General features: G+C 71.6%; 20 protein-coding genes and 1 riboswitch. Of the genes, 11 read left to right on the top strand and 9 right to left on the bottom strand.

The annotated features are described in order from the left end of the window. Nucleotides 1-27: 27 nt before the first annotated feature. Entirely contained in the window at nt 28-825 is a 798-nt protein-coding gene (locus ACIRHA_RS10140; RefSeq protein WP_403842502.1) for a tyrosine-protein phosphatase, read from the bottom strand. A 383-nt stretch (nt 826-1208) separates the two neighbouring features. Continuing rightward, a riboswitch (cyclic di-AMP (ydaO/yuaA leader) is annotated at nt 1209-1379 on the top strand. A 3-nt stretch (nt 1380-1382) separates the two neighbouring features. On the opposite strand from ACIRHA_RS10140, the gene ACIRHA_RS10135 reads away from it, so the two are divergent. Both ACIRHA_RS10135 and ACIRHA_RS10130 read left to right on the top strand, forming a co-directional pair. Then, a complete protein-coding gene (locus ACIRHA_RS10135; RefSeq protein ID WP_403842499.1) occupies nt 1383-2165 on the top strand; it encodes a peptidoglycan DD-metalloendopeptidase family protein in 783 nt (260 codons plus the stop codon). 230 nt (nt 2166-2395) lie between these two features. Then, on the top strand, nt 2396-3178 hold the full coding sequence (locus ACIRHA_RS10130; protein WP_403844388.1) for an SGNH/GDSL hydrolase family protein: 783 nt from the start codon (nt 2396-2398) through the stop codon (nt 3176-3178). 42 nt (nt 3179-3220) lie between these two features. On the opposite strand, the gene ACIRHA_RS10125 is transcribed toward ACIRHA_RS10130, so the two are convergent. After that, on the bottom strand, nt 3221-3859 hold the full coding sequence (locus tag ACIRHA_RS10125) for a TetR family transcriptional regulator C-terminal domain-containing protein (RefSeq protein ID WP_403842496.1): 639 nt from the start codon (nt 3857-3859) through the stop codon (nt 3221-3223). Between the two features lie 233 nt (nt 3860-4092). On the opposite strand from ACIRHA_RS10125, the gene ACIRHA_RS10120 reads away from it, so the two are divergent. Then, nucleotides 4093-5688, top strand: a complete 1596-nt coding sequence (locus ACIRHA_RS10120) for an APC family permease (RefSeq protein ID WP_403842494.1) — start codon at nt 4093-4095, stop codon at nt 5686-5688. A gap of 31 nt (nt 5689-5719) precedes the next feature. On the opposite strand, the gene ACIRHA_RS10115 is transcribed toward ACIRHA_RS10120, so the two are convergent. The 4 genes from ACIRHA_RS10115 to ACIRHA_RS10100 are packed head-to-tail and all read right to left on the bottom strand — an operon-like array spanning nt 5720 to nt 11911. Next, complete coding sequence (locus ACIRHA_RS10115; RefSeq protein ID WP_403842491.1) at nt 5720-7852, bottom strand: acetate--CoA ligase family protein; 2133 nt, start codon at nt 7850-7852, stop codon at nt 5720-5722. Further along, nucleotides 7849-9102 (bottom strand): Glu/Leu/Phe/Val dehydrogenase dimerization domain-containing protein, encoded by a 1254-nt coding sequence (locus ACIRHA_RS10110; protein ID WP_403842488.1) that lies wholly within the window; start codon nt 9100-9102, stop codon nt 7849-7851. The genes ACIRHA_RS10115 and ACIRHA_RS10110 overlap by 4 nt, the downstream gene beginning before the upstream one ends. Beyond that, nucleotides 9099-10757: a 5-guanidino-2-oxopentanoate decarboxylase gene (locus ACIRHA_RS10105; RefSeq protein ID WP_403842486.1), complete on the bottom strand. Its 1659-nt coding sequence runs from the start codon at nt 10755-10757 to the stop codon at nt 9099-9101. Before ACIRHA_RS10105 ends, ACIRHA_RS10110 begins: the two co-directional genes overlap by 4 nt. Beyond that, complete coding sequence (locus tag ACIRHA_RS10100; protein WP_403842483.1) at nt 10754-11911, bottom strand: acyl-CoA dehydrogenase family protein; 1158 nt, start codon at nt 11909-11911, stop codon at nt 10754-10756. Before ACIRHA_RS10100 ends, ACIRHA_RS10105 begins: the two co-directional genes overlap by 4 nt. A 241-nt stretch (nt 11912-12152) precedes the next feature. Between ACIRHA_RS10100 and ACIRHA_RS10095 the strand changes: the two genes are divergently transcribed. Beyond that, nucleotides 12153-13337 carry an MBL fold metallo-hydrolase gene (locus tag ACIRHA_RS10095; protein ID WP_403842480.1) on the top strand — a complete coding sequence of 395 codons (1185 nt, stop codon included), beginning with the start codon at nt 12153-12155 and terminating at the stop codon, nt 13335-13337. A gap of 130 nt (nt 13338-13467) precedes the next feature. Here ACIRHA_RS10095 and ACIRHA_RS10090 read toward each other — a convergent pair whose 3' ends face one another. Continuing rightward, a complete protein-coding gene (locus ACIRHA_RS10090; protein WP_403842477.1) occupies nt 13468-14187 on the bottom strand; it encodes a class I SAM-dependent methyltransferase in 720 nt (239 codons plus the stop codon). 120 nt (nt 14188-14307) lie between these two features. Between ACIRHA_RS10090 and ACIRHA_RS10085 the strand changes: the two genes are divergently transcribed. The 7 genes from ACIRHA_RS10085 to ACIRHA_RS10055 all read left to right on the top strand — a co-directional run bounded on the left by ACIRHA_RS10085 (nt 14308) and on the right by ACIRHA_RS10055 (nt 20327). Continuing rightward, complete coding sequence (locus ACIRHA_RS10085) at nt 14308-14901, top strand: helix-turn-helix domain-containing protein (RefSeq protein ID WP_403842474.1); 594 nt, start codon at nt 14308-14310, stop codon at nt 14899-14901. Nucleotides 14902-15030: 129 nt separating this feature from the next. Further along, complete coding sequence (locus ACIRHA_RS10080) at nt 15031-15567, top strand: hypothetical protein (protein WP_403842471.1); 537 nt, start codon at nt 15031-15033, stop codon at nt 15565-15567. Nucleotides 15568-15931: 364 nt separating this feature from the next. Then, nucleotides 15932-18166 (top strand): sensor histidine kinase, encoded by a 2235-nt coding sequence (locus ACIRHA_RS10075; RefSeq protein ID WP_403842469.1) that lies wholly within the window; start codon nt 15932-15934, stop codon nt 18164-18166. Nucleotides 18167-18351: 185 nt separating this feature from the next. Further along, nucleotides 18352-18786: a roadblock/LC7 domain-containing protein gene (locus ACIRHA_RS10070; RefSeq protein ID WP_351334716.1), complete on the top strand. Its 435-nt coding sequence runs from the start codon at nt 18352-18354 to the stop codon at nt 18784-18786. 2 nt (nt 18787-18788) lie between these two features. Beyond that, nucleotides 18789-19160 (top strand): DUF742 domain-containing protein, encoded by a 372-nt coding sequence (locus ACIRHA_RS10065; protein ID WP_266722432.1) that lies wholly within the window; start codon nt 18789-18791, stop codon nt 19158-19160. Further along, nucleotides 19138-19734 carry a GTP-binding protein gene (locus ACIRHA_RS10060; RefSeq protein ID WP_403842465.1) on the top strand — a complete coding sequence of 199 codons (597 nt, stop codon included), beginning with the start codon at nt 19138-19140 and terminating at the stop codon, nt 19732-19734. The genes ACIRHA_RS10065 and ACIRHA_RS10060 overlap by 23 nt, the downstream gene beginning before the upstream one ends. Beyond that, on the top strand, nt 19731-20327 hold the full coding sequence (locus ACIRHA_RS10055; RefSeq protein ID WP_403842462.1) for a GAF domain-containing protein: 597 nt from the start codon (nt 19731-19733) through the stop codon (nt 20325-20327). Before ACIRHA_RS10060 ends, ACIRHA_RS10055 begins: the two co-directional genes overlap by 4 nt. 36 nt (nt 20328-20363) lie before the next feature. Here the strand turns inward: ACIRHA_RS10055 and ACIRHA_RS10050 are convergent, their stop codons facing one another. Next, entirely contained in the window at nt 20364-21791 is a 1428-nt protein-coding gene (locus ACIRHA_RS10050) for an amino acid permease (protein WP_403842459.1), read from the bottom strand. Between the two features lie 150 nt (nt 21792-21941). Then, nucleotides 21942-22481 (bottom strand): hypothetical protein, encoded by a 540-nt coding sequence (locus ACIRHA_RS10045; RefSeq protein ID WP_403842456.1) that lies wholly within the window; start codon nt 22479-22481, stop codon nt 21942-21944. Between the last annotated feature and the right edge of the window lie 20 nt (nt 22482-22501).

Raw genomic sequence — 22501 nt, 5'->3', positions numbered from 1 at the left:
CCGGCACCAGGGGACGGCGCTCGGCGGTCAGTCGAGAAGGCGCTCGCGCAGCCGCTCGCGCGTCGCCGCGGTGAGCTTCAGGCCCTCTTCGAGGTAGCGGTCCGTGCCGCCCCAGTGCTCGTCGATGGTCTCGAGGCCCGCGTTGAGGTACTCGATGCGGGCGTCGAAGAGCGGGCTGAGCAGCTCCATGATCTCGGGGGAGTAGGCATCCTTCGCGGTGGCGGTGCGGCGCACGTTGTAGCGGCGGTGCTTCTCGTTGGACTTGAGGTAGTCCGCCTCGATGGCGTCGCGCTCCACGCCCACAGCGAGCAGCGTCACCGCGATCGACAGACCCGCGCGGTCCTTGCCGGCCGCGCAGTGCATCAGCGCGGGGAGGCTGTCCTCGGCGAGGGAGTGCAGCACGCGGCTGTGCTCGGCGGTGCGCTCCTTGATCATGGTGCGGTAGGAATCGACGAGCCGGTTCGCCGCGCGGCCCTCGGAGAGGATCTGGCGCAGCTGATTGATGTCGCCGTCGCGGACCATGGCCCAGAATTCGGCGCCGTCGGCCGGGTCGTTGAGCGGCAGGTTCAGATTGCGCACGCCGGGCAGCGCGACGTCCGCGCCCTCCAGCTTCTGGTCCGCGCTGTTGCGGAAGTCGAAGACCGTGTGCAGGCCGAGGGAGGAGAGGAAGGTCGAGTCCTCGGCCGTGGCGTGGGCGAGGTGGCCGCTGCGGAACAGTACGCCCTGGCGCACGCGCCGGCCGTCCACGGTGGGCAGGCCGCCCACGTCTCGGAAGTTGCGCACTCCGGTCAGCTCGGGCTCGGTGGACGGTGCGTGCTGCGTCACAGGGGCTCCTCCCAATCGGTGCACCGGCGTTGGGTCGCCGGTGGGCGCGCTCCTGACGATACGACATCGGTTCCCCAGGCAACCATCTGTCCGATTCGCCCCGTTCTGTGTCAACTGTGCATGGATCGGAGGGGCTTGTGGGCCTGTGCGTGACCGGCTTCATGTTCGTGACGCTGCGTGCCGGGTGGCCCGGATTGCCTCCCCAGTAATCCCCGAAGGTATGGCGTTGGTAAAGCGAAGAAGGTCGACGCAGGGTTACGCAGGGCCGCCTCAGAAATCCAAGGAATTGCCGCCGCAGGTGAATTCGGGGTTTGTCGTAGCCATTGCGGTTCGCCTACGGTCACCAATCAATCCGGTCGGAACGCCTAGTCCTGCCGCCGTCCGGATTCCTTTCGACTACCCGTCACGGCAGGAGCGGGGGACCCACACGCAGTACGCCGCGCAGGGATTTCCCGAAGCGGCTAGGGGTGAAGCCGCGCCCGCACCCCGGGCACGGCCGGGCATCTCCAGCCCGAACCCGACAGCTCACCTCGTAGGCGACGGAGAGGAAATTCAGCATGCCCGCAAAGGGAAAGCACCGCCTTTCGACCTCCCAGCGCATCGCCCGTGTCGCCGCCGTCGCCTCCGCCGGTGGAGTCGCCGTGGCGCTCCCGCTGATGGGCGCCACCGGCGCGCAGGCCGCGACGTCCGGCGGTACCGCCGACACCACGACGTACACCGTCAAGGCCGGTGACACGCTCTCGAAGATCGCCAAGGCGCAGGACGTCGACGGCGGCTGGAAGAAGCTGTACGAGGACAACAAGGACGCCGTCGGCTCCAACGCGGACCACCTCAAGATCGGCGTCAAGCTCGACCTCGGCGGCGCGGCCGAGGGCGACTCCGGCTCCGAGGGCGGCGCCGCCGCCGCGCAGACGAGCGCCAAGACCCCCGCCTCCGGCGACTACACGGCGCCGGTCGACGGCGCCAAGGGCACCGGCTACGGCAACTCCGGCTCCATGTGGTCCAGCGGCAGCCACACCGGCGCCGACTACTCGATCCCCACCGGCACCTCCGTGAAGTCGGTCGCCGACGGCACCGTCGTCTCGACCGGCTCGGGCGGCGCGTACGGCAACGAGGTCGTCATCGAGCACGCCGACGGCCACTTCTCCCAGTACGGCCATCTGTCCTCGATCGGTGTCGCCCAGGGCGACACGGTGACGGTCGGCCAGGAGATCGCCAAGTCCGGCGCGACCGGCAACGTCACCGGCCCGCACCTGCACTTCGAGATCCGCACGGGCGCCGACTACGGCTCGGACATCGACCCGATCGCGTACCTGAGCGAGCACGGTGTGAACGCCTGAGACGTGACGTAGGGGCCGCTCGGCGGCCCGCTCGCTTCGGCGCCCGGGGTGTTCCCCGGGCGCCGAAATGCGTTCGTGCGCTTATTCCACGCTTATTCCCCAGGTGGCGAGTGGGTTATCTCACCACACGTCAACCCCTGGCTACGGTCGCGTAGGTCACAGCCGAGGGTGAAAGATGTGTGGTCGTGGCAAACGAATCGAGAGCACTCACGGACTCACTCAACGGCACGATCCGGTCCTACGCGGCCGTGGGCGACAGCTTCACCGAAGGAGTCGGTGACCCCGGCCCCGACGGCAAGTTCGCGGGCTGGGCCGACCGGCTCGCCGTCCTCCTGGACGACCGTGTCCCCGAGGACACCTTCCAGTACGCGAACCTGGCCGTGCGCGGCAAGCTCCTCGACCAGATCGTCGCGGACCAGGTCCCGAAGGCGGTCGATCTCGCTCCCGACCTGGTGACCCTGGTCGCCGGCGGCAACGACATCATCCGCCCCGGCACCGACCCGGACGACGTGGCCGAACGCTTCGAGAAGGCCGTCGCCAAGCTCGCCGACGCGGCGGGCACCGTCATGGTGGCCACCGGGTTCGACACCCGTGACGTGGCCGTGCTCAAGCACCTGCGCGGCAAGATCGCCACGTACAACATGCATGTGCGGGCGATCGCCGACCGGCACGGCTGCCTGATGCTCGACCTGTGGTCCCTGAAGTCCATCCAGGACCGCAGGGCCTGGGACGGCGACCGTCTCCACCTGTCGCCCGAGGGGCACACGCGGGTGGCGCTGCGCGCCGCCCAGGCGCTCGGCGTCGAGGTGCCGGCCGACCCCGAGCAGGCGTGGCCGCCGCTGCCGCAGCGCGGCACGTTCGAGGTACGGCGCGACGACATCCACTGGGCGCGGGAGTTCCTGGTGCCGTGGATCGGGCGCCGACTGCGCGGCGAGTCCTCCGGCGACCGGGTGCAGGCCAAGGGCTTCGTGGACCCGCACGCGGTGAAGGCGCACCTGGAGGCGGCGTCCTGACGCGTTGATCCCAAGCGGCGCGGTGGTGCTGACGGCCTCCCGTCAGCGCCCCGCCCCGGTCAACTCGGCGCGCTCGAGACCCAGTTCGCGGGCGAGCGCCTCATCCACCCACTCCTGCATGCGGGCCCGCGACACCGCGCCCGGCTTGGCTCGCTTGTCCTCGTACGCCGTCAGCTGCACGGCGAGCCCGTCGAGCAGCGCCGTGAGCCGCAGCGCCGCCGCCATCGGGTCGGGGCAGCCGAACTCGCCCGCCGCCACACCCTCGGCGATCACCTCCGCGAGCGCCGCCTTCCACTGCCGGTCGAGGTCCCGTGTGACCTCCCGCAGTGCGGGCTCGCGCAGCGCCGCCGCCCAGCCCTCGATCCACAGCCGCCACCCCTTGGCCTGACCCGTCGGCGCGTACCAGCGCACCGCGGCGCGCAGCCGCTTCAGTGCCGTCGTGCGCCGGCCGAGCAGCTTGCGCAGATGGGCCAGGTCGCTCTCGGCGGCGTGCGCGAACGCGGCCGCGACGAGCTTCTCCTTCGTCGAGAAGTGGTACAGCACCAGCGCGTTGCTCACGCCGAGCGCCGATGCCACGTCGGCGATGCGCACGGCGGCCACTCCGCGCGCCTCGATCTGCTCGATGGCGGCCCCCAGCAGCTCTTCACGCCGCTCGGCCACGCTCAACCGGACTCTGGTCACGCCGCAACCCTAGTTGTTCCCGCGTGCCGACTCGTTCACGTGCAGGCCCCTTGACGGCTCGCCGTCGCAGGGGTCACAGTCGCGTCACGTTCCACTACTGACTGGCTGTTCAGTCAATAAGTCGGTCGGTCGGGGGTAGGCGCGGCCCGAGCAAGACCCGAAGTGCCGTCAGTGCCGTCCTCTTTCGTTCTCGCTGTTTTCGTTCGTTCTCGCTGTTCTCGCCAGGAGCAATCGTGACCCAAGCGCCATCCCTCTCGCCGACCCCGCCCGCCGGGGACGAGCCCGACCTCTCCGAAGGCTGGGGCGAGCAGCGCTCACGGCTGCGCAAGGATCTGCGCCGGCTGGACGTGCTGTTCTTCCTCATCTGCACGCTGGTCGGCCTGGACACCATCGGATCCGTCGCCGCACAGGGCCCGCAGGGCCTGACCTGGATGGTCATTCTGGCCGTCGTCTTCTTCCTCCCCTACGGGCTGCTCGTCGCGGAACTTGGTTCGTCCTTCCCCGTGCAGGGAGGCCCGTACGTATGGACGCGCCTCGCCTTCGGCCGGCTCGTCGCGGGCGTCAACCAGCTCCTGTACTGGATATCCAATCCGGTCTGGGTGGGCGGCAGCCTGTGCATCATCGCGCTGACCACCTGGGAGGAGTTCTTCACGCCGCTGCCGGGCGTGTGGAAGTACGTCGCCGGGTTCGTGTTCATCTGGGGCGGCGCGCTCGCCGTGGTGCAGTCCGTACGCATCGGCAAGTGGGTGCCCATCGCGGGCGCCGTCGCGCGCGTCGTGCTGCTCGGCTTCTTCCTCGTGTCCGTCGTCGTGTACGCCGCCGAACATGGCGTGCACGCCCTGCCCGCGGGCGAATTCACGCCTACGTATGCGGGCTTCGTCGCGCTCGTCCCGGTGCTCATCTTCAACTACGTAGGCTTCGAACTGCCCAGCTCCGCCGCCGAGGAGATGAAGAACCCGCGCCGCGACATCCCCCTGTCGATCCTGCGCTCCGGCCTCGCCGCCGTGCTCCTCTACGGAGGGCCCATCCTCGGCATCCTGTTCGTTCTGCCCAGCGAGGAGATCGGCAGCCTGGGCGGCTTCATCGACGCCTGCAAGGCCGTCTTCACCGTCTACGGCGGCTCCATCGCGGCCGACGGCACGGTGACGCTGACCGGGCTCGGCTCCGTGTTCGGCGGGGTCGCCGCGGCCGGCCTCATCATCGGCCTGCTCACCTCCGGTGTCACCTGGGCGATGGGCGCCCACCGCGCGCAGGCCGTGGCGTGCGCGGACGGCGCGGGTCCGGCCTGGCTGGGCCGCATCTCCGAGAAGCACGGCACCCCGGTACGGGTCAACATCCTGTCCGCCGTGCTCGGTTCGATCCTGTTCGTCGTCGCCCTCAACCTCACCGGAGGCGACGGCGAGAAGTACTTCGCGGCGGGCCTCGGCCTGACCATCAGCACGACGTTCATCTCCTACGTCATCACGTTCCCGAGCCTCGCCGTGCTGCGCCGCAAGTACCCCGACCAGGAGCGCCCCTACGCCGTGCCGGGCGGCCGGGCGGGCGCCTGGCTCGTGACCGCGCTCTCCACCGGTTTCGTGGCGTTCACCGTGGTCGTGCTCGTCTGGCCCGGCTTCGGGGTCGGGTGGTTCGGCACGGCGGGCAACCCGGCGGACTCCCTCCCCGAGTCGTTCGCAGGACAGCGGCTGCCGTACACGCTCAGCCAGGTGCTGCCGCTGCTGCTCTTCGTCGTGATCGGGTTGGTGTTCTACGCGTGCGGTGCGCCCGCGCGGCGGCGGGCGCGGACCACCGTGGTCGGGTCCGTGGAGGGGCCCGGCCACAGTGGTTGAGGTCTCGGGGCTCTGCCCCGGACCCCGCGCCTCAATCGCCGGCGGGGCTTGACAGGGCTGCGTGCGCGTCCAGGGCGATGGCGCCGCCGGGGTGCACCAGGAGCGGGTTGACCTCCAGGTCGGTCAGCTCCGGGTGGTCCGCTGCGGCCTGCGCCACCGCGCACACCGCCGCCACGGCCGCCTCCAGGTGGACGGCCGGTGCGCCGCGCCACCCTGTCAGGAGCGGCGCGTGCCGCAGCTCAAGGAGCAGGGCACGCGCGCGTGCCGGGGTGAGCGGGGCAAGCGCCAACGCCGTGTCGGCGTGCAGCTCGGCGGTGACACCCCCGGCGCCGACCATGACGACCGGGCCGAACGCCGCGTCCTTGCGTACGCCGACGATGAGTTCGCGCGCGTACGGAGGTGTCGCCATCGCCTCGACCGCGTACCGGGCCGCCCCCGTGGCCTCCCGCATCCGCGCGAACGCGGTCCGCAGGGCGGCCTCGTCGGCGATGTGCAACGCCACACCGCCGGCCTCGGTCTTGTGGGCGAGCCCCATCGCCTTGAGGACCAGGGGGTAGCCCGTGCGGTAGGCGGCCTCCGCCGCCGCGTCCGCGTCCGCCACGAACTCGGCCGTGGGGAACGCGACTCCGTAGGACGCCAGCAGCTCCCGCACCCGCTCGTAGCCGCCGTCCTCGACCTCGTACGCCGCCGGGGGCGCGGTCCGCTCCTGCGGCAGGCGCGGCGTGGCGGAGGCCAGGCGCACGGTGCCCGCGAGTGCCGTCGCCGCCTGCTCGACGCGCTCGTGGACGGGGACGCCGCGTTCCCTGAGAACGGCGAGTGCCGGGGTGTCGCGGGCCATCGTGTGCACGAGAAGGGCCCGCCCCGCGGCGCCGGCGGCGTCGGCGAGGGCGTGCGCGATCTCGCACTCGCGCCCCGCCTGGGCCGGGTTCGCGCTCGCGTAGTCCCCGAAGTAGCCGGTGAGTACGACCGTGTCCGCGTCGCCGCTGTGCAGCAGGGTGGCCGCCACGCGCGCGTAGGCGGCCAGGTCCCGCTCGCCCGCACCGGCCAGGTCGACCGGGTTCGCCCGTCCCGCGCCCGGCGGCAGGTGCGCGGCCAGGGCCTCGACGGTGGCCGGGGAGAGCGCGGGCACATCGAAGCCGCACGCGGCGAACGAATCGGCCGCCAGCGCGCCCTGACCGCCGCTGTCCCCGATCACGGCGATCCGGTGCGGTGGGGCTGGGGTGGCGCTGGCTTGGTCGGGGGTGGGGGCGGGGGTGGTTTCGTGGCGTGGGGGGTGGGGGCGGGAACGTACGAGAGGGAGGGTGGGGGACATCAAGTGGAGGGCTGTGTCGACGAGTTCGCCCGCCGAGTCCAGGAGGAGGGCGCCGGCGTCGCGGCAGACCGCGGCGACCGTGGCGTGCGGGCTGACCAGGGCGCCTGTGTGGGAGGCGGCCGCGCGGCCCGATGCCGCGCTGCGGCCCACCGTGAGGAGCAGGACCGGCTTTCCCGCGGCGTGCGCGGCCGCCAGGACGTCCGCGAGGCGGCGGCCGTCCCGGAAGTCCTCCACGTACGCCGCGATCGCTCTCGTGGGCTCGTGGGCGATCAGGGACTCCAGGGCGTCGGCGGCGTCGATGTCCCGCTGGTTGCCGAGCGAGACGAAGCGCGAGAAGCCGGCGCCCGCACGGCCGAGATGTCTGCCGATCTCCAGGGCCAGGTTGCCGCTCTGCGAGACCAGGCCGAGGGCGCCGGTCGGGAAGTCGCCCCAGCTGAGCCGGAGTTGGCTGCTGGTGTCGACGATGCCCATGCAGTTCGGGCCCAGCAGACGGGCACCGTGCGAGGTGACCAGGTGCGCGAGGGAGTCCTCCTCGGCGGTGCCCGATGTGATCACCGTGAAGCAGCGGGCGCCGGTGTCGAGGCCTTCCTGGACCACGGGGCGCACCTGGTGGGGCGGGACCGCGACCACCACGTGCTCGGGTGGCGCGGCCAGTGCGGAGAGGCCGGGGCGGAACGGTTCGCCCTGGAGGTGGCCGCCCTTGTGGTTGACCAGGTGGACCGCGCGCCGGGCGCGGCCGGTCAGGGCGCCCGCCGCGAGCCAGTAGCCCCACTTCTCCGGGTTGTCGGACGCGCCGACGACCGCGACGGACGCCGGGTCGTACAGCGCGTCCAGGCTTGTTGTCGTCGTCACCTGTACCACCCGAACCTCTCCGCGAGGATCGGCAGGCGGTCGGCGACGATGGCGTGCGCCGCGGCCCTCGGGGTCGTTCCGTCGCCCTCCGCGCGCGCGAGCATCTGGTCGATCAGGGAGCGCATGGAGCGCCGCGTGTAGGCGAAGGCCTCGTCCGCGTCGGCGCCGATGTCGCCGAACAGGGTCCACCACCACCAGGCGTTCGTCCCGGAGTTGACGACCACGTCCGGCAGGACCGTGATGCCGCGCCGGGTCAGGAGCTGCTCGGCGTCCGCGAGGACCGGCATGTTCGCCGCCTCGACGACCCAGCGGGCCGTGATCCGCTCCTGGTTCGCCGCGTCGATCGCGTACGAGACCGCGGCCGGGATCAGTACGTCCGCGTCCGCCGACAGCCAGGCGTCGCCCGGCAGTTCACGGTCCTCCGCGCGCAGCCGCTCACGGTTGACCGTGCCGTAGGCGTCGCGGGCGGCGAGCAGCGCCTCCACGTCGAGGCCCGCGTCGTTGGCGATGGTGCCCTTCAGGTCGGCCACCGCCACGATCGTGAGCCCCGCGCGCGCGAGGAAGCGTGCCGTGGCGCCGCCCATGGTGCCCAGCCCCTGCAGGGACACACGGGTGCCTTCGTAGGAGCGGCCGGCGCGGTCCAGCGCGACCAGGACCGCCTCCGCGACGCCGCAGCCCCCCACCAGTTCGTCGAGACCGATGCCGTCGACGTCCACCGCGAAGGCGTCCGCGAGCCGCTGACGGGCCGTCTCCTCGTCGTCCAGGAGCGGGTACACGGCCTGGATGGACGACACGAGCCCCGCCTCGGCCGCCGCCTTGTCGACCAGGTCCTGCGTGAGGCCCAGGTCCTCGCCCGTCGTCCAGAAGGACTCGATGTACGGGCGCATCGCCTTCAGGTAGCGCACCAGGATGCCGTACGCCTCCGGGTCCTGCGGGTCGCAGTCGATGCCGCCCTTGGCGCCGCCCAGCGGGATGTACCGGCCCTGCGGGTTGTAGTGCAGGGCCTCCTTCATCGTCATGCCGCGTGCGAGCCCCGCCACCTCCGTGAGGGTGCAGCCGGCCCGCATGCGCAGGCCTCCGCTGGAGACGCCGCGGACCAGGCGGTCGATCACCAAGTAGCCGTGGCGGCCGGTGACATGGTCGGTCCAGGTGAGCTGGGTGAGGGGAGCAGTGGTGGTCCCCGCAGTCGTCGAGGCGGTTGAGCCCGTCGGGGGTGTGGCGCTGCCGGCGGGCGTGGGGGCGGTGGTCATGCGGACTCCTCAGGGACGACGATCAGGGTGGGGGCGGGCGTGGTCAGGGCGGTGCTCAGCAGCTTCGCGAGCTCCTCGGGGGAGTGGGCGGTCGCGCCGTGCGCTCCGTAGGCGCGGGCGAGGGCGGGCAGGTCCATGCGCGCGTGGTCGACCGCGAGCGGTGCGTCGCCGCGGGCCTTCATCTCGTCGCGGATCTCGCCGTAGCCCGAGTTGTCGAACACGACGACCGCGAGCGGCTGTTGGAGCGCGGTGGCCGTGGCCAGCTCCTGGATCGAGAACTGCAGACCGCCGTCGCCGCTGAGCGCCACCACCTGGCGGTCCGGGTGGGCGGCCTTCGCGCCGATGGCGGCGGGCAGGGCGTAGCCGAGCGTGCCGAAACCGGTGGGGTGGAGGTAGCGGGCGCGGGGGCCCAGGGTGAGGTGGGGCAGGGCGCCGTAGTAGCAGCACTGGGCGCTGTCCGAGGTGACGACGGCGTCCGGGGCGAGGGTGCCGCGGATCGCCTCCAGGTAGGGCAGCCAGTGGGCGTCGCGGGGGCGGGATTCGGTGTCGCGGGCGGCCTTGAGGGCGGCGGCTTCGGCGTGGGCGTGGGTGGGGTCCGAGGCGGACCGTGCGAGTGCCGTGGTGAGCGCGTCGAGTGTGGCGGCCGCGTCGCCGACCAGGGGGACATCCGCCGGGACGCCCGCGTACATCTGCGCCGGGTCGAGATCCATCCGGATCAACTGGCCCTGGAGGGGGAGGGGTTCGGTGAGCCAGATGTCGGACTCGGCGAGCTCCGTTCCGACGGCCAGGACCATGTCACGGCTCGTGAGCCACTCCTGCACCGCCGGGCTGTGCAGGGACACGCCCAGGGAGAGCGGATGCTCCTCGTCGACGATCGCCTTGCCGTTCGCCGTGGTGGCCACCGGTGCCGCCAACTGCTCGGCCAGGGTGAGGCATTGGGCCGCAGCGCCGCGGGCGCCGCCACCGAGGACGAGGGCCGGGCGCCGCGCGTGGGCGAGAAGCGCGGCGGCCTGCTCGATGTGTGCGGCGTCAGCGACGCGCGGCGCGACCGGGGGAGCGGTGCGGGGCGGGCCCGCGGGCTCCGCCGCCTCCAGGAGGTCGAGCGGGATCTCGATGTGCGCCGGGCGCGGCCGCTCCGAGCGGAACAGCGTGAACGCGCGCGCCACCGCCGCTCCGATTTCAGCCACCGAGGACACCCGGTGGCTGAAGGCGGCCACGTTCCGCAACGCTTCGCTCTGGCTGCGCATTTCGTGCAGCAGTCCCGTCGACTGGCGCGGGTGGCGCAGCGGCATGCCCGGTGAGATCACCAGCAGCGGCACGCTGTCCGAGTACGCCTGGCCGACGGCCGCAGCGATGTTCAGGAGCGCGGGACCCGTGGTGGTGATCGCCACTCCGGGTGTGCCCGTCACGCGCGCGTACGCGTCCGCCGCGTATCCGGCGCCCTGTTCGTGGCGCGGCGCGACGTGTGCGACACCGTAGGCCGTCAAGTGGCGGTAGATCTCCAGGTTGTGGGTGCCGGGGATACCGAAGGCCCGGGTGACGCCGTGGGCGGCCAGGGCGCGGACGAGGGCTTCGCCGCCGGTGAGGTGGTGGCGGTCCGGCGGTGGCGTGGGACTGTGACGGGCAATGGCGGCGGGTTGGTGCTGGGACGTCACAGTGACCTCGCAATGATCAGGCGCATGATGTCGGAGGTGCCCTCTTCGATCTCCTCCAACTTGGCGTCGCGCATCCACTGTTCGACCGGGAACTCGCGCGAGTAGCCCCAGCCGCCGAGCGTCTGCACGGCTGCCCAGGTGCAGTACGCGGCCGTCTCCGAAGCGGTGAGCTTGGCCATGGCCGCCTCCGTGGTGGCGCTCAGGCCCGCGTCCAGGCGGCGGGCCGCGCGCCACGTCATCAGGCGCGACTGCTCGATGCGGGTGCGCATGTCGGCGAGGCGGAACGCGACCGCCTGGTGCTCGATCACGGGCTTGCCGAACTGTTCGCGCGTGCGCGCGTAGTCGCGTGCGTACTCGTAGGCGGCGCGGGCGACACCGGTGGCGGCGGCGCCCAGGACGGCGCGCGAGATGTCGAAGGTGCGCATCAGGCCGATGAAGCCCTGGCCCTCGTCGCCGAGCCGGTTCGCCTCGGGGACGAACGCGTCGGAGAGGAAGATCTCCCGGCAGACGATGGCGCGTTGACCCATCTTGCGCATCGGCTCACCGAAGGTGACACCTTCGGTGTCCTTGCGCAGGAGGAAGGCGCTCACGCCGCGCGAGCGCCGCGTCGGATCCGTTTTGGCGAACACCACGTAGCGGTCGGCCTCGCCCGCGTTCGAGATCCAGGCTTTCTGGCCGTTGAGCAGGTAGCCGCCCTCGGTACGGCGGGCCGTCGTCGTGATCGACGCGGCGTCCGAACCCGCGCCCGGTTCGGTGGTCGCCAGCGACGTCATCGGGGTGTCGGGGCCGGCGAGCGGGGTGAGCCAGGTGCGCCGCTGCTCCTTGGTGCCGAGGGCGAGCACGGGGTCCGCGAAGAAGCCGTTCGAGCAGAGCAGGTTGCCGATGCCCAGGTCGCCGGCGCACAGCTCCTCCTGCACGAGGACCTGCGTGAACACGTCGGTGAAGCCGCCTCCGCCGAACTCCTCGGGAAGCATGAACCCGGTGATGCCGACCTTGGCCGCCTTGTGCCACAGATCCCAGGGAGTCTCGACGTCGGCCTCGTCGACGGCACGCGCGCGTGGCCGGATCTCCTCGGCCGCGAACGTCCGGGCGAGCTCGACGACGGCGTGCTGTTCGGGAGTGAGCGGGACCAGTTCGGTGGGGAGTTCCGACACGGTGCCTCCATACGGCTTCCGGCTTCGCTGGATCCAGTTGGCTTTACTGAATCGTCGGTCAGTATCCGGAGTCGTCGAGAGCGCTGTCAATCGAACTGTTACTGAATGATGGATCAGTTTCTGCCAGGGGTGCGGGGCGGCGGCGAAGGGATGCCGGTCACAAGCCCGGGGACTCGGGCACACAAGAGGCGCCCAGCGCGTTGTCAGTGGTGCCGCACATAATGGGAAACCTGATCGATCAATGGGAGGCGCCGTGTCACGTTCTCTGACTTCCGGGCTGCGCTCGCTCCAGCCCGATGCCTTTGGCGCCGAGCCCGCAGGGGCACGTCTGGACCGCATCCGCCGGTCCCCGAACTTCGCGGACGGGTCCTTCCAGAACCCGGAGGGCGCCCGCGTCCGGCCCGACGGTTCGATGCTCGAGTTCGCGAAGAACTATTTCCGGAAGGACGAGCGCGCCCGCAGGGCCCCCACGGGCACCGTTCCTGTGCACGCCACGACCCTCGCCGACCTGGCGAAGCCGCCGGTCAGCGGCCTGCGGATCACATGGATGGGGCACTCCAGCGTCCTTGCCGAGATGGACGGGGTGCGGGTGCTGTTCGACCCGGTGTGGGGCGAGCGCTGTTCACCGTTCGCCTTCGCGGGGCCCAAGCGGCTGCACCCGGCGCCGCTGCCGCTCGCCGCGCTGGGACCGGTCGACGTGGTGGTGATCTCGCACGATCACTACGACCACCTGGACATGCCCACCATCAAGGCGCTCGCCCACACGGACACCGTGTTCGCCGTGCCGCTCGGCGTCGGTGCACACCTGGAGCGCTGGGGCGTGCCCGCGGACCGGCTGCGCGAGCTGGACTGGCACGAGTCGACGAAGGTCGCCGGGGTGACGCTGACCGCCACCCCCGCCCGGCACTTCTGCGGCCGCGGCCTGCGCAACGCGCAGCACACCCTGTGGGCGTCCTGGGTGGTCGCCGGGCCCGAGCACAGCGTCTTCCACAGCGGCGACACCGGGTACTTCTCGGGCTTCGGCGACATCGGCGCCGAGCACGGACCGTTCGACGTGACGATGATCCAGATCGGCGCCTACTCGGAGTACTGGCCGGACATCCACATGACCCCGGAGGAGGGCATGCGCGCCCACCTCGATCTGCAGGGCGGGCCCGCGGCCGGGCCGATGCTGCCGATCCACTGGGGCACGTTCAACCTGGCGCCGCACGCGTGGACGGAGCCCGGCGAGGGGACCGTGACTGCGGCCCGCCGCTCCGCCGCGCGCATTGCGCTGCCGCGGCCCGGCGAGCCCTTCGAACCGGACGCCGAGGCGCTGCCCACGGAGCACTGGTGGCGGGCGGTCGCGGCCGTGCCGCAGGGCGGGTGGCCGGTGGCAGGGCCCGTGGCCGGGGCGGAGGGGACGGAGATCGTGGTCGCGGGGTAGACGTTGTCGGCGGTCGGCGGTCGGCGGTCGGCGGTCGGCGGTGGCCGGTGGCCGGTGGCCGGTGGCCGGTCGTCGGCTGGGTGCGGTCCGGCGCGTGCCGACCCTCCCGGCTCCGGTTTCCGATTTCCGGTTACGCGATGCGCTGGGCCCGCAGGACCGTGTCCCGGTGGTGGTGTGTGCCGGGCGGGGCCGGGGCGGTGCGCGGGCGGGTCTCGTTGACGTCGATCTTCCAGGCGCGGTCGCCGTTGCCGTCATCGCCGTCCGTTGCGAGCAGTGCGGCGACGTCGTCCGCCCAGTAATAGTCGGCGGGGTTGAACTCCGCGGTCACCGCGTGGTCGTGCGCCAGGTCCGCCAGCGCGTGCGTGACGAACAGCAGCGTGCCGCCGGGCGCGACCGCGTCGACGAGCCCGCGCGCCGCCGCCAGGCCCGCGCTGCGCAGCAGCGGGAAGTACTGGACGGTCACCAGGTCGAAGGCGCCCGCGGGCGGCGGAGTGACGGCCAGGTCGGCCCGCGACCAGGAGACCCGGCCCTCCACATCGGCGCCGGCCGCGGCGGCGCGGCGCAGGGCGACCTCCGAGACGTCGACCGCCGTGACCTGCCAGCCGCGCCGGGCCAGCCAGAGCGCGTCGCCGCCCTCGCCGCAGCCGACGTCGAGCGCCCGGCCGGGCGGCAGCTCGCCGACCTCGGCGACCAGCACACCGTTCGGGTTGCCGCTGAAGAGCTGGTCGGCGGCGCGGTACCGCTCGTCCCACTCCTGAGCGGTGCCGGACCGGGGGCTGTCGTGCTCGGGGACGTCGTACCTGGGGCCGTCGTACTCAGGGGTGTCGTACTGGGTGATGTCGTTGTCCATGGCGTCCGGTCCTGCTCTCTTGTCGACTCGACGGTGACCCCGTCGACGCAAAGGTCGCGCCACGCGTGCGTACGGACAAACTTCTTTGCAGAAAACGCAAAACGCGGGCACGGTGGACGGATGAGCGACGACGTCGACGGGGTGCTGGCCGCGGTCGGGCCGAGGCTGCGCGAGCTGCGTCGGCGCAAGGGCGCCACCCTGACAGCCCTGTCGAAGTCCACCGGAATCCCGATCAGCACGCTGTCCCGCCTCGAGTCCGGTCACCGCAGGCCGGGGCTCGAACTCCTGCTGCCGCTGGCCAGGGCCCACCAGGTGTCGATCGACGAGCTGGTCGGCGCCCCGGCCGACCTCGACCCGCGCGTGCACCCGCAGCCGATGACGCGCAACGGCGTGACGATCGTGCCGCTGACCCGCAAGCCCGGCGGCCTCCAGGCGTTCAAGCAGACTCTTCCCGCGGGCCTCACCGCCGGCCGGGATCCCGAGCCGCGCTCGCACGAGGGGTACCACTGGCTGTACGTCCTCAAGGGCCGGCTGCGCCTCCTGCTCGGCGACCAGGACGTCGTCCTCGCGGAGGGCGAGGCCGCCGAGTTCGACACCCACCTCCCGCACTGGTTCGGCAACGCCGATGAACGCGCCGTGGAATTCCTCAGCATCCTGGGGCCCCAGGGCGAACGCATGCACATCAAGGCCCGCTTCCGCCCGGACGAGAGTTAGGGCCTGATCCAAACGACAGGCCTGGGGTCGCCTCAGGTGTTGACCGCCCCGTACTCCGCAGACTCCCCGGTCGGCTGGGCTCGGGAGTTCACCGGTTGACGGGGTGTTCCGGCGTCTAAGGTGCCGATCATGTTCAGGTCAGGGGTGGGGTTCTTCGCGTTGTTCGGGCTCGGCTGGTGGCTGCTGGCCACGAGCGCCTTCGACGGTCCGGTGCGGTTCGTCGCGATCGTGGTCGGCTGTGTCGTCGCGTTGGGGCTGATGCTCGCGGCGCGCCGTTTCCTCCCGCCCTCGGCGGGAGGCCCGTTCCCGGCCGACAGGCGTCGTCGGTTCGCTCAGATCAATGCCGCGCAGTGGCTGTTGATCGTCGTCATCGCGATGGTGTGCAACCGTGCCGGGGTGCCCGTGATCATTCCCCCGCTGATCGCCATGGTCGTCGGGGTCCACTTCCTCCCGCTCGCGGCGGTGTTCGAGCAATCCCGTCTGCGTGTGCCGGCGGCTTTGCTGATCGTGGCCGGAGTGGCGGGCCTGGCCGTGTGGCTCACGAGCGGCCCGGACGAGACCGTTCGCCTCGTGGTGGGTCTCATCTCCGCGCTGTGCCTGTGGGGCATGGCGCTCTGGACCGTCACGGGGGCGGCCCTTACCGCTGGGCGTGACGTGAGCGCGTGAGGTGCCGAAGGTGCCGAAGGTGCCGAAGGTGCCGAAGGTGCGGGGTCAGGGGTGCCCTGGCGGCGGGATGAGGCAGTAGGTACGACCGCGACAGTCCCCCGCTCAGCTCTCGAAGCCGCCCTGGCGAACGGGCGTGCGGACGCAACGTGGGCACTTATTCGGTCGTAGGTGCGAAGGCTCATACCAGAGCGGGACCTCGGCCGTCAGAGTTTGTCAACTGCCCCTCGCGTATATGCCGTTGGCGACTACCGTGTGTGCTCGTCGTGCGACGCCCGGTCGCACTGCCTGCTGTCTCTTCACGTGCAGAGTTGTCCCCCTGAACTCATAGAGCCTGAACTCATAGAACCGAGGACGAGGTCGCCGTATGTCCCAGCTCCGCCAGCCGGCCGTCCGCGCAGACCGCCGTGAAGGCGGTCGGCACGGCAGGCCGGCCGGGCGGGCCGCGCCACAGCCGACCGAGACCCACATACGTTCCCAACTCCTGCGCATCGCCGTCCTTCCGCCGCTCGCGGTGGCCCTCGGTGCGAGCGCGGCCGTGCTGTTCGTCCTCCAACACACCGGAGTGCGGCCCAGTCCGGCACTGTGGGCGGTGCTCGGCGGGGCCTGCCTGGTGACGGTCGCGGGCATCGTGATCGCCGCCATCGCCGCGCGGCGCACCGCGGCCGTCGTACGCGACCGTGTGCTCGCGCTGCGCCAGGGCGCCGCACACCGCCAGTCCGAACTGCGCGCTCTGGTCGAACAGTTGCGCAAAGGTGAGGCTCCGCCGCCGCGCCGCGCGCCCACCGTCGGCGCGCCCGGAGGCGACGACTTCGACCGGCTCGCCGTCGACCTCGCGCGCGGACACGACATCGCGGTGACGGCCGTCGTCCAGGCCACCCAGCTGTCCAGCCAGGCAGGCAGCCGGCAGAAGGTCGAGGTGTTCGTGAACCTCGCCCGGCGCCTGCAGTCGCTCGTGCACCGGGAGATCAGCCTGCTCGACGAGCTGGAGAACCAGGTCGAGGACCCCGACCTGCTCAAGGGGCTCTTCCACGTCGACCACATGGCCACACGCACCCGTCGGCACGCCGAGAACCTCGCCGTGCTCGGCGGCGCCGTCTCGCGCCGTCAGTGGAGCCACCCCGTGTCCATGACCGAGGTGATGCGCTCCGCGATCGCCGAGGTCGAGCAGTACTCGCGGGTCAAACTCGTGCCGCCGATCGACGGCACGCTGCGCGGGCACGCCGTCGCCGACTGCATCCACCTGCTGGCCGAACTCGTCGAGAACGCCACGGTGTTCTCCGCCCCGCACACCCAAGTCCTGCTCCGCGCCAACCCGGTGACCTCCGGGCTCGCCATCGAGGTGGAGGACCGCGGCCTCGGCATGCCGGTCACCGAGCAGAACAAAATGAACACGCTGCTCACCGACCCCGACCAGGTCAACGTGGCCAGCCTCCTCGCGGACGGCCGCATCGGCCTGTTCGTGGTGTCGCAGCTCGCGCGGCGGCACGGCATCACCGTACGTTTGCAGACCAATATCTACGGGGGAGTGCAGGCGGTCCTCGTGCTGCCCCAGGACCTGCTCGGCGGGGACGGCGACACGGACGGCGCGGGCGTGCGCATCCCGCACGTGCGCAAGGCCGCCGCGGCGGCGACCGCGAACAGCGTGCTCGGCGGTGAGCCGGCGCCGTCGGCGAACGGCCACCGGGCGGGGCCACCGCCGCAGCCCGGCCCCGACACCAACGGCCCGCGGCCCGCGCCGGCGCACCCTTCGCCCGCCCCGCTGCACGGAGCCGTCTCCGTGGTGCCCCGCCAGTCGCACACGGCAACACCTCCGGCGGGCACACCGACTGCCCCCTTCACGCCAACACCTCCTACGGGCATGCCCATGGGAGCACCTCCGACCGACACACCCGTTACGGGAGCGCCTGTCGGCATGCCTCCGGTAGGCACGCCGACGGACACATCCCTTACGGACACACCCCTCTCCAATACGCCCCTGGGCGCGTCTCTAGCCGGCCCTCTGACGGGCACGCCTCCTACGGAAACACCTCCTACGGAAACGCCTTCTACCGGCACGCCTATCGGCACGTCTCCGGCCGTCACGCCGAACGACACACCTTTCAGGGCAACGCCTCCTACCGGCACGCCTCCCGCCGGCCCGCCGACCGACACCCCCCGCACGGGCACCGGGCCCGACGGCGCACCACCCGACACCTCCCGCCCCGGCCCCCACGCCGCCCCCCTCCCGCAGCGCGTCGCCGGTGGCTCCCGCCCCACTCCCGCCGACGCCCTCCCCGGCATCCGCCCCGAGGCCCGCGTGGCCGCTGCGCACGCAGAGGCGCCGGTCGCCCGGCCCGAGGGAGTCGTGCGGGGCACCATGGGCCGCCCCCAACTGCCGCGCCGCAGGGCCCAGGAACACATCGCCCCACAACTGCGTGGCGGGCCGGCGCCACGCCATGAGGACACGGCCCCCTCCGTGCACGACCCCGGTCTCATGGCCGCCTTCCAGCGCGGCATCACGCTCGCCGAGTCGGCCGAACCGCGCGCCCCCGGCGACGAGGGCCCGAACGCGCAGCAGCGGGAACCTGGCCCCGACGACCAAGGCGGCGCCCCTGCATGACCACTCCGACACCGCACACGCGCCCGCCTCCACCCCCGTACACGCACCCGCACGCCACCACGCGCGCGTACGCACCCGACCCGCACCGCAGCCCGCCCCCGCACCGCACCCGCACCGCACCCGCCCCAGCCGATCCCCCACCTCTTCGCACCACACCCAGCAGTCCACCAAGGAGTCGATCCCCCATGGCGAGCGATGTGCCGACGGGTCATGTGTCCGATCTCGACTGGCTGATGAGCGGCCTCGTCCAGCGCGTTCCCCACACCAGCAGCGCCGTGCTGCTGTCCTCCGACGGCCTCGTCAAGTCCGTGCACGGTCTCGACGCCGACAGCGCCGACCATATGGCGGCCCTCGCCTCGGGCCTCTACTCGCTCGGCCGCAGCGCGGGCATCCGGTTCGCCGACGGCGGCGACGTACGGCAGGTGGTGGTGGAGCTCGACTCCGCGCTGCTGTTCGTGTCGACCGCGGGCTCCGGCACCTGCCTCGCGGTCCTCGCCGGGCGCGACGCGGACGCGGCCGTGCTCGGCTATGAGATGGCCATGCTCGTCAAGAGCGTGCGCCCCTACCTGGTCACCGCACCCCGGCAGCCCTCCGCCCAGCCCACGGCGATGAGGAATTGACGGTGGCGGCCCCGCAGGACGGGCCATGGCTGGACGGCGCCGCGGGCCGGCTCGTACGTCCGTACGCGATCAGTAACGGACGCACCCGGCCGAGCACGTCGATGGATCTGCTCACCCATGTGATGGCCACAGGGGCGACCCCCCTCGGCTACCTGGGTCCGGAACACAGCCAGGCGCTCGACCTGTGTGCGCAGCCCACATCGGTCGCGGAGATCGCCGGCCATCTGAAGCTCCCGGCGGGCGTGACCAAGGTGCTCCTCTCCGACCTCGTCGACTGCCAAGCGATCACCACCAAGCCCCCCACGTTCCACGACAACCCCACTGACCGGTCCCTACTGGAGGCAGTGCTCGATGGACTACGACGCCAGCTCTGACCCTTTCCCCACCGCACTGAAGATCTTGGTCGCGGGTGGGTTCGGGGTCGGCAAGACGACCTTCGTCGGGGCCGTCAGCGAGATCGCTCCGCTCAGCACGGAAGAGCTGCTCACCACGGTCAGCGCCGATACCGACAACCTCGACGGCATCGAGAACAAGGTCGAGACGACGGTCGCGATGGACTTCGGGCGGATCACCCTGGACCCCGAGCATGTGCTCTATCTGTTCGGCACGCCGGGCCAGGAGCGCTTCTGGTTCATGTGGGACGAACTGTCCGAGGGCGCCCTCGGAGCGGTCATCCTCGCGGACACGCGCCGCCTGGAAGACTGCTTCGCCGCCGTCGACTTCTTCGAGGAGCGCGGCATGGGCTTCGTCGTGGCGGTCAACGAGTTCGACGGCTCCTACCGTTACGAGGCCGAGGAGGTCCGCGCCGCCATCGACCTGGACCCGGCGGTGCCCGTGGTGCGCTGCGACGCGCGCATCTCGAGCTCCGGCATCCAGACGCTGCTCACCCTCGTACGGCACCTGTTGGCGCACGCGCCCGCGACCACGGGGTTCGGAGCCCACACGTGACGTACGACGCGACCAGGAGGCTGCTGCTGACTCCGCAGGACCAGGAGGGCGTCGAGCGCGCCGGCCGATTGCGCAGGCTCGACCTGGGGCAGCGCGCCGAGCCGGTGTTCGACCACTTCGCGGACCGGCTCGCCGAGGTGACGGGCGCGCCGTACGCCATGGTCAACTTCATTGACGACAACCGGCAGTTCTTCGCCGGACTGCACACCCCCGGCGGGGACCACCGGGGCGGCGAACTGGGCGCAGTGGCCGCCTCGGCCGCCAAGTCGACGTCTACGGAAGGTGAAGTGGCGCGCTACATGGCGCGCGATCACGGTTACTGCCCACATGTAGTGGTGCGGCGCAAAGCACTCGTCCTTGAAGACGTGTGCGACTACCCGCGCTTCGCGGGCAACCCTGTAGTCGACGAAATCGGAATCCGCTCCTACTTGGGCGCGCCTTTGATCGACGAACGCACGGGGCTCGCCCTCGGAACCGTGTGCGCGGTCGCGACCGAGCCCCGCCCGTGGGGACAGGCGGGGCTCGCGACCATCAAGTCGATGGCGGGTGAACTGATGGAACTGGTACGGGGGCGGGGGGATCTGCTGGGCTGAGCCTGCCCTGCCCCGCCCTGCCTCGCACCGGAGCCGTCAGCGGCGGGCGTCCCGCCGCTGCTTGGCGTACCCGCCCGCGGCCAGCGCCACCACCAGGATCGCGGAGACGAACAGTTGGTCGCGGCCGTCGGCTGTGGTGGCCATGACGACGAAGACGCCCGCGATCGCCGCCAGGGCGAGCCAGGTCAGATACGGGAAGCCCCACATCTTCACAGTGAGCAGCTCCGGCGACTCCCGCTCCAGGCGGCGGCGCATCTTCAGCTGCGCGAGGCAGATGAAGACCCAGCCGACGAGGATGGCGACGCCGGTCGTGTTCATCAGCCAGGTGAAGACGGTGTCGGGCCACCAGACGCCGGCGAACACCGCGAAGAAGCCGAAGAGGCAGGACGCGAGCACCGCGGCCACCGGCACGCGGCGGCGCACCCGGCCCAGGAAGCGCGGGCCGAGGCCGCGGGAGACGAGCGAGTAGGCCATGCGGGACGAGCCGTAGATGTTGGCGTTCATCGCCGACAGCAGGGCGACCAGGATGACGGCCTGCATGATGGTGCCGGCCGCCGGGATGCCGAACTCGTCGAGCACGGTGACGTACGGGCCGTCGGCGGCGACGTTCGGGTCGTTCCACGGCACCAGGGCGACGACCAGCGCCATCGACCCTACGTAGAAGAGCGCGATGCGCCACACGGCGGTGCGTACGGCGCGCGCCACGTTCTCGCGCGGCTTGTCGGACTCGGCGGCGGCGATGGACACCGTCTCCAGGCCGCCGTACGCGAAGACGGCGGTGAGCAGTCCGGCGATCAGGCCGGAGGTGCCGGTGGGGAAGAAGCCGCCCTGGCCGGTGAGGTTCGATGCGCCGGGGGCGTCACCGAAGACGCCGCAGATGCCGAGGACGCCCAGGACGAGGAACGCGCAGATCGCGGTGACCTTCAGGGCGGAGAAGAAGAACTCGAACTCGCCGAAGTTGCGCACGGCGGCCAGGTTGCTCAGGCAGAAGAACACCATGAAGACGGCGACCCACCCGTAGGCGGGCAGGAACGGCACCCAGCCGTGCATGATCTGCCCGGCCGCCGTCGCCTCCGCGGCCACGCCGCAGGTCAGCATCACCCAGTACATCCAGCCGGAGGTCGCCCCGGCCCACGCGCCGAGTTCGCGCTCGGCGTGCACGGAGAACGAGCCGGTGGCCGGCCGGGCGGCGGACATCTCGCCGAGCATCCGCATCAGCAGCATGACCACGAATCCGGCGCCCGCGAAGAGCAGGACGACCGCGGGCCCAGCGGCGGCGATCCCGGCCCCCGACCCTACGAAGAGGCCCGCACCGATGACACCGCCGAGGGCGATCATCGAAAGGTGCCGCTGCTTGAGGCCGTGGCCGAGTTCCGTGCCGGTGGAGGCGTCCTCGACGTCGCCCGGCGTGGCGCCGACGTCGGATCCGGCCTGGGGCCGGTCCGTGACGGAGGTCCGTGTCATGGTCGTGCCTGTTCGCTGTCTGAGACGGGTTGAAGTGCGGCGACAGTATGCGACCAAGTGGGATGGGATGCGCCGGGCGTCCGTTATTCGGACACTCTGTTCGTTGAGCGGGCTAACCGGCCTGACGTGCGCCTTCGGTGGATGAGCTCATCAGCGCGGCCGCTTGAACCACCGGCCCGCCGAGCCCTGCGACAGCAGCACGATCAGAGCGATGATCCCGGCGAGCGACAGGATTCCGCTCGCGCCGCCACTCCTGCCCATGCTGCCGAGGAACAACAGGATCTGCAGGCCCGACAGGACGATCACCGTGACGCGCGCGCCGTTGCCCGCCGACCGGAAGCTCAGGGCGAAGCCGCCGATCACCAGGACCAGAATGCTGCTGCCCAGCACCATCCCGGCGGCCTCGGCGCCCAACAGCGCGCCGATGGCGATCGAACCGACGATGCTCAGCCCCACGAGGACGAAGGCGAGTACGCGCGCGACGCGCACGCTTGTCGGCATCTCCAGCATCGGCGGAACACCGGGGCCAGGCCCGTATCCGTAGCCGTATGCCTGGCCGTACGCCTGCGGCTGAGGCTGACCTGGCGGCCCGAACTGCCCGTACTGGCCTTGCTGTTCGTACGGGGGGTGTTGTCCGTACGGGGGCTGCTGTCCGTACGGGCCGGGGTTCTGGGGCGGCGGTGTGGTCATCGAAACTCCGTGAATACGTG

It is taken from the genome of Streptomyces sp. NPDC102360, assembly GCF_044766085.1.
Classification (GTDB): Bacteria; Actinomycetota; Actinomycetes; order Streptomycetales; family Streptomycetaceae; genus Streptomyces.
This window is presented reverse-complemented; position numbering and strand designations above follow the sequence as displayed.

Excerpts from the sequence above, each read along its gene's own strand:
- ACIRHA_RS10095 (WP_403842480.1), top strand. The coding sequence starts at position 12,153 with ATGGGAGGCGCCGTGTCACGTTCTCTGACTTCCGGGCTGCGCTCGCTC.
- ACIRHA_RS10080 (WP_403842471.1), top strand. The coding sequence starts at position 15,031 with ATGTTCAGGTCAGGGGTGGGGTTCTTCGCGTTGTTCGGGCTCGGCTGG.
- ACIRHA_RS10075 (WP_403842469.1), top strand. The coding sequence starts at position 15,932 with ATGTCCCAGCTCCGCCAGCCGGCCGTCCGCGCAGACCGCCGTGAAGGC.
- ACIRHA_RS10135 (WP_403842499.1), top strand. The coding sequence starts at position 1,383 with ATGCCCGCAAAGGGAAAGCACCGCCTTTCGACCTCCCAGCGCATCGCC.
- ACIRHA_RS10090 (WP_403842477.1), bottom strand. The coding sequence starts at position 14,187 with ATGGACAACGACATCACCCAGTACGACACCCCTGAGTACGACGGCCCC.
- ACIRHA_RS10085 (WP_403842474.1), top strand. The coding sequence starts at position 14,308 with ATGAGCGACGACGTCGACGGGGTGCTGGCCGCGGTCGGGCCGAGGCTG.
- ACIRHA_RS10110 (WP_403842488.1), bottom strand. The coding sequence starts at position 9,102 with ATGACCACCGCCCCCACGCCCGCCGGCAGCGCCACACCCCCGACGGGC.
- ACIRHA_RS10045 (WP_403842456.1), bottom strand. The coding sequence starts at position 22,481 with ATGACCACACCGCCGCCCCAGAACCCCGGCCCGTACGGACAGCAGCCC.
- ACIRHA_RS10070 (WP_351334716.1), top strand. The coding sequence starts at position 18,352 with ATGGCGAGCGATGTGCCGACGGGTCATGTGTCCGATCTCGACTGGCTG.
- ACIRHA_RS10050 (WP_403842459.1), bottom strand. The coding sequence starts at position 21,791 with ATGACACGGACCTCCGTCACGGACCGGCCCCAGGCCGGATCCGACGTC.
- ACIRHA_RS10060 (WP_403842465.1), top strand. The coding sequence starts at position 19,138 with ATGGACTACGACGCCAGCTCTGACCCTTTCCCCACCGCACTGAAGATC.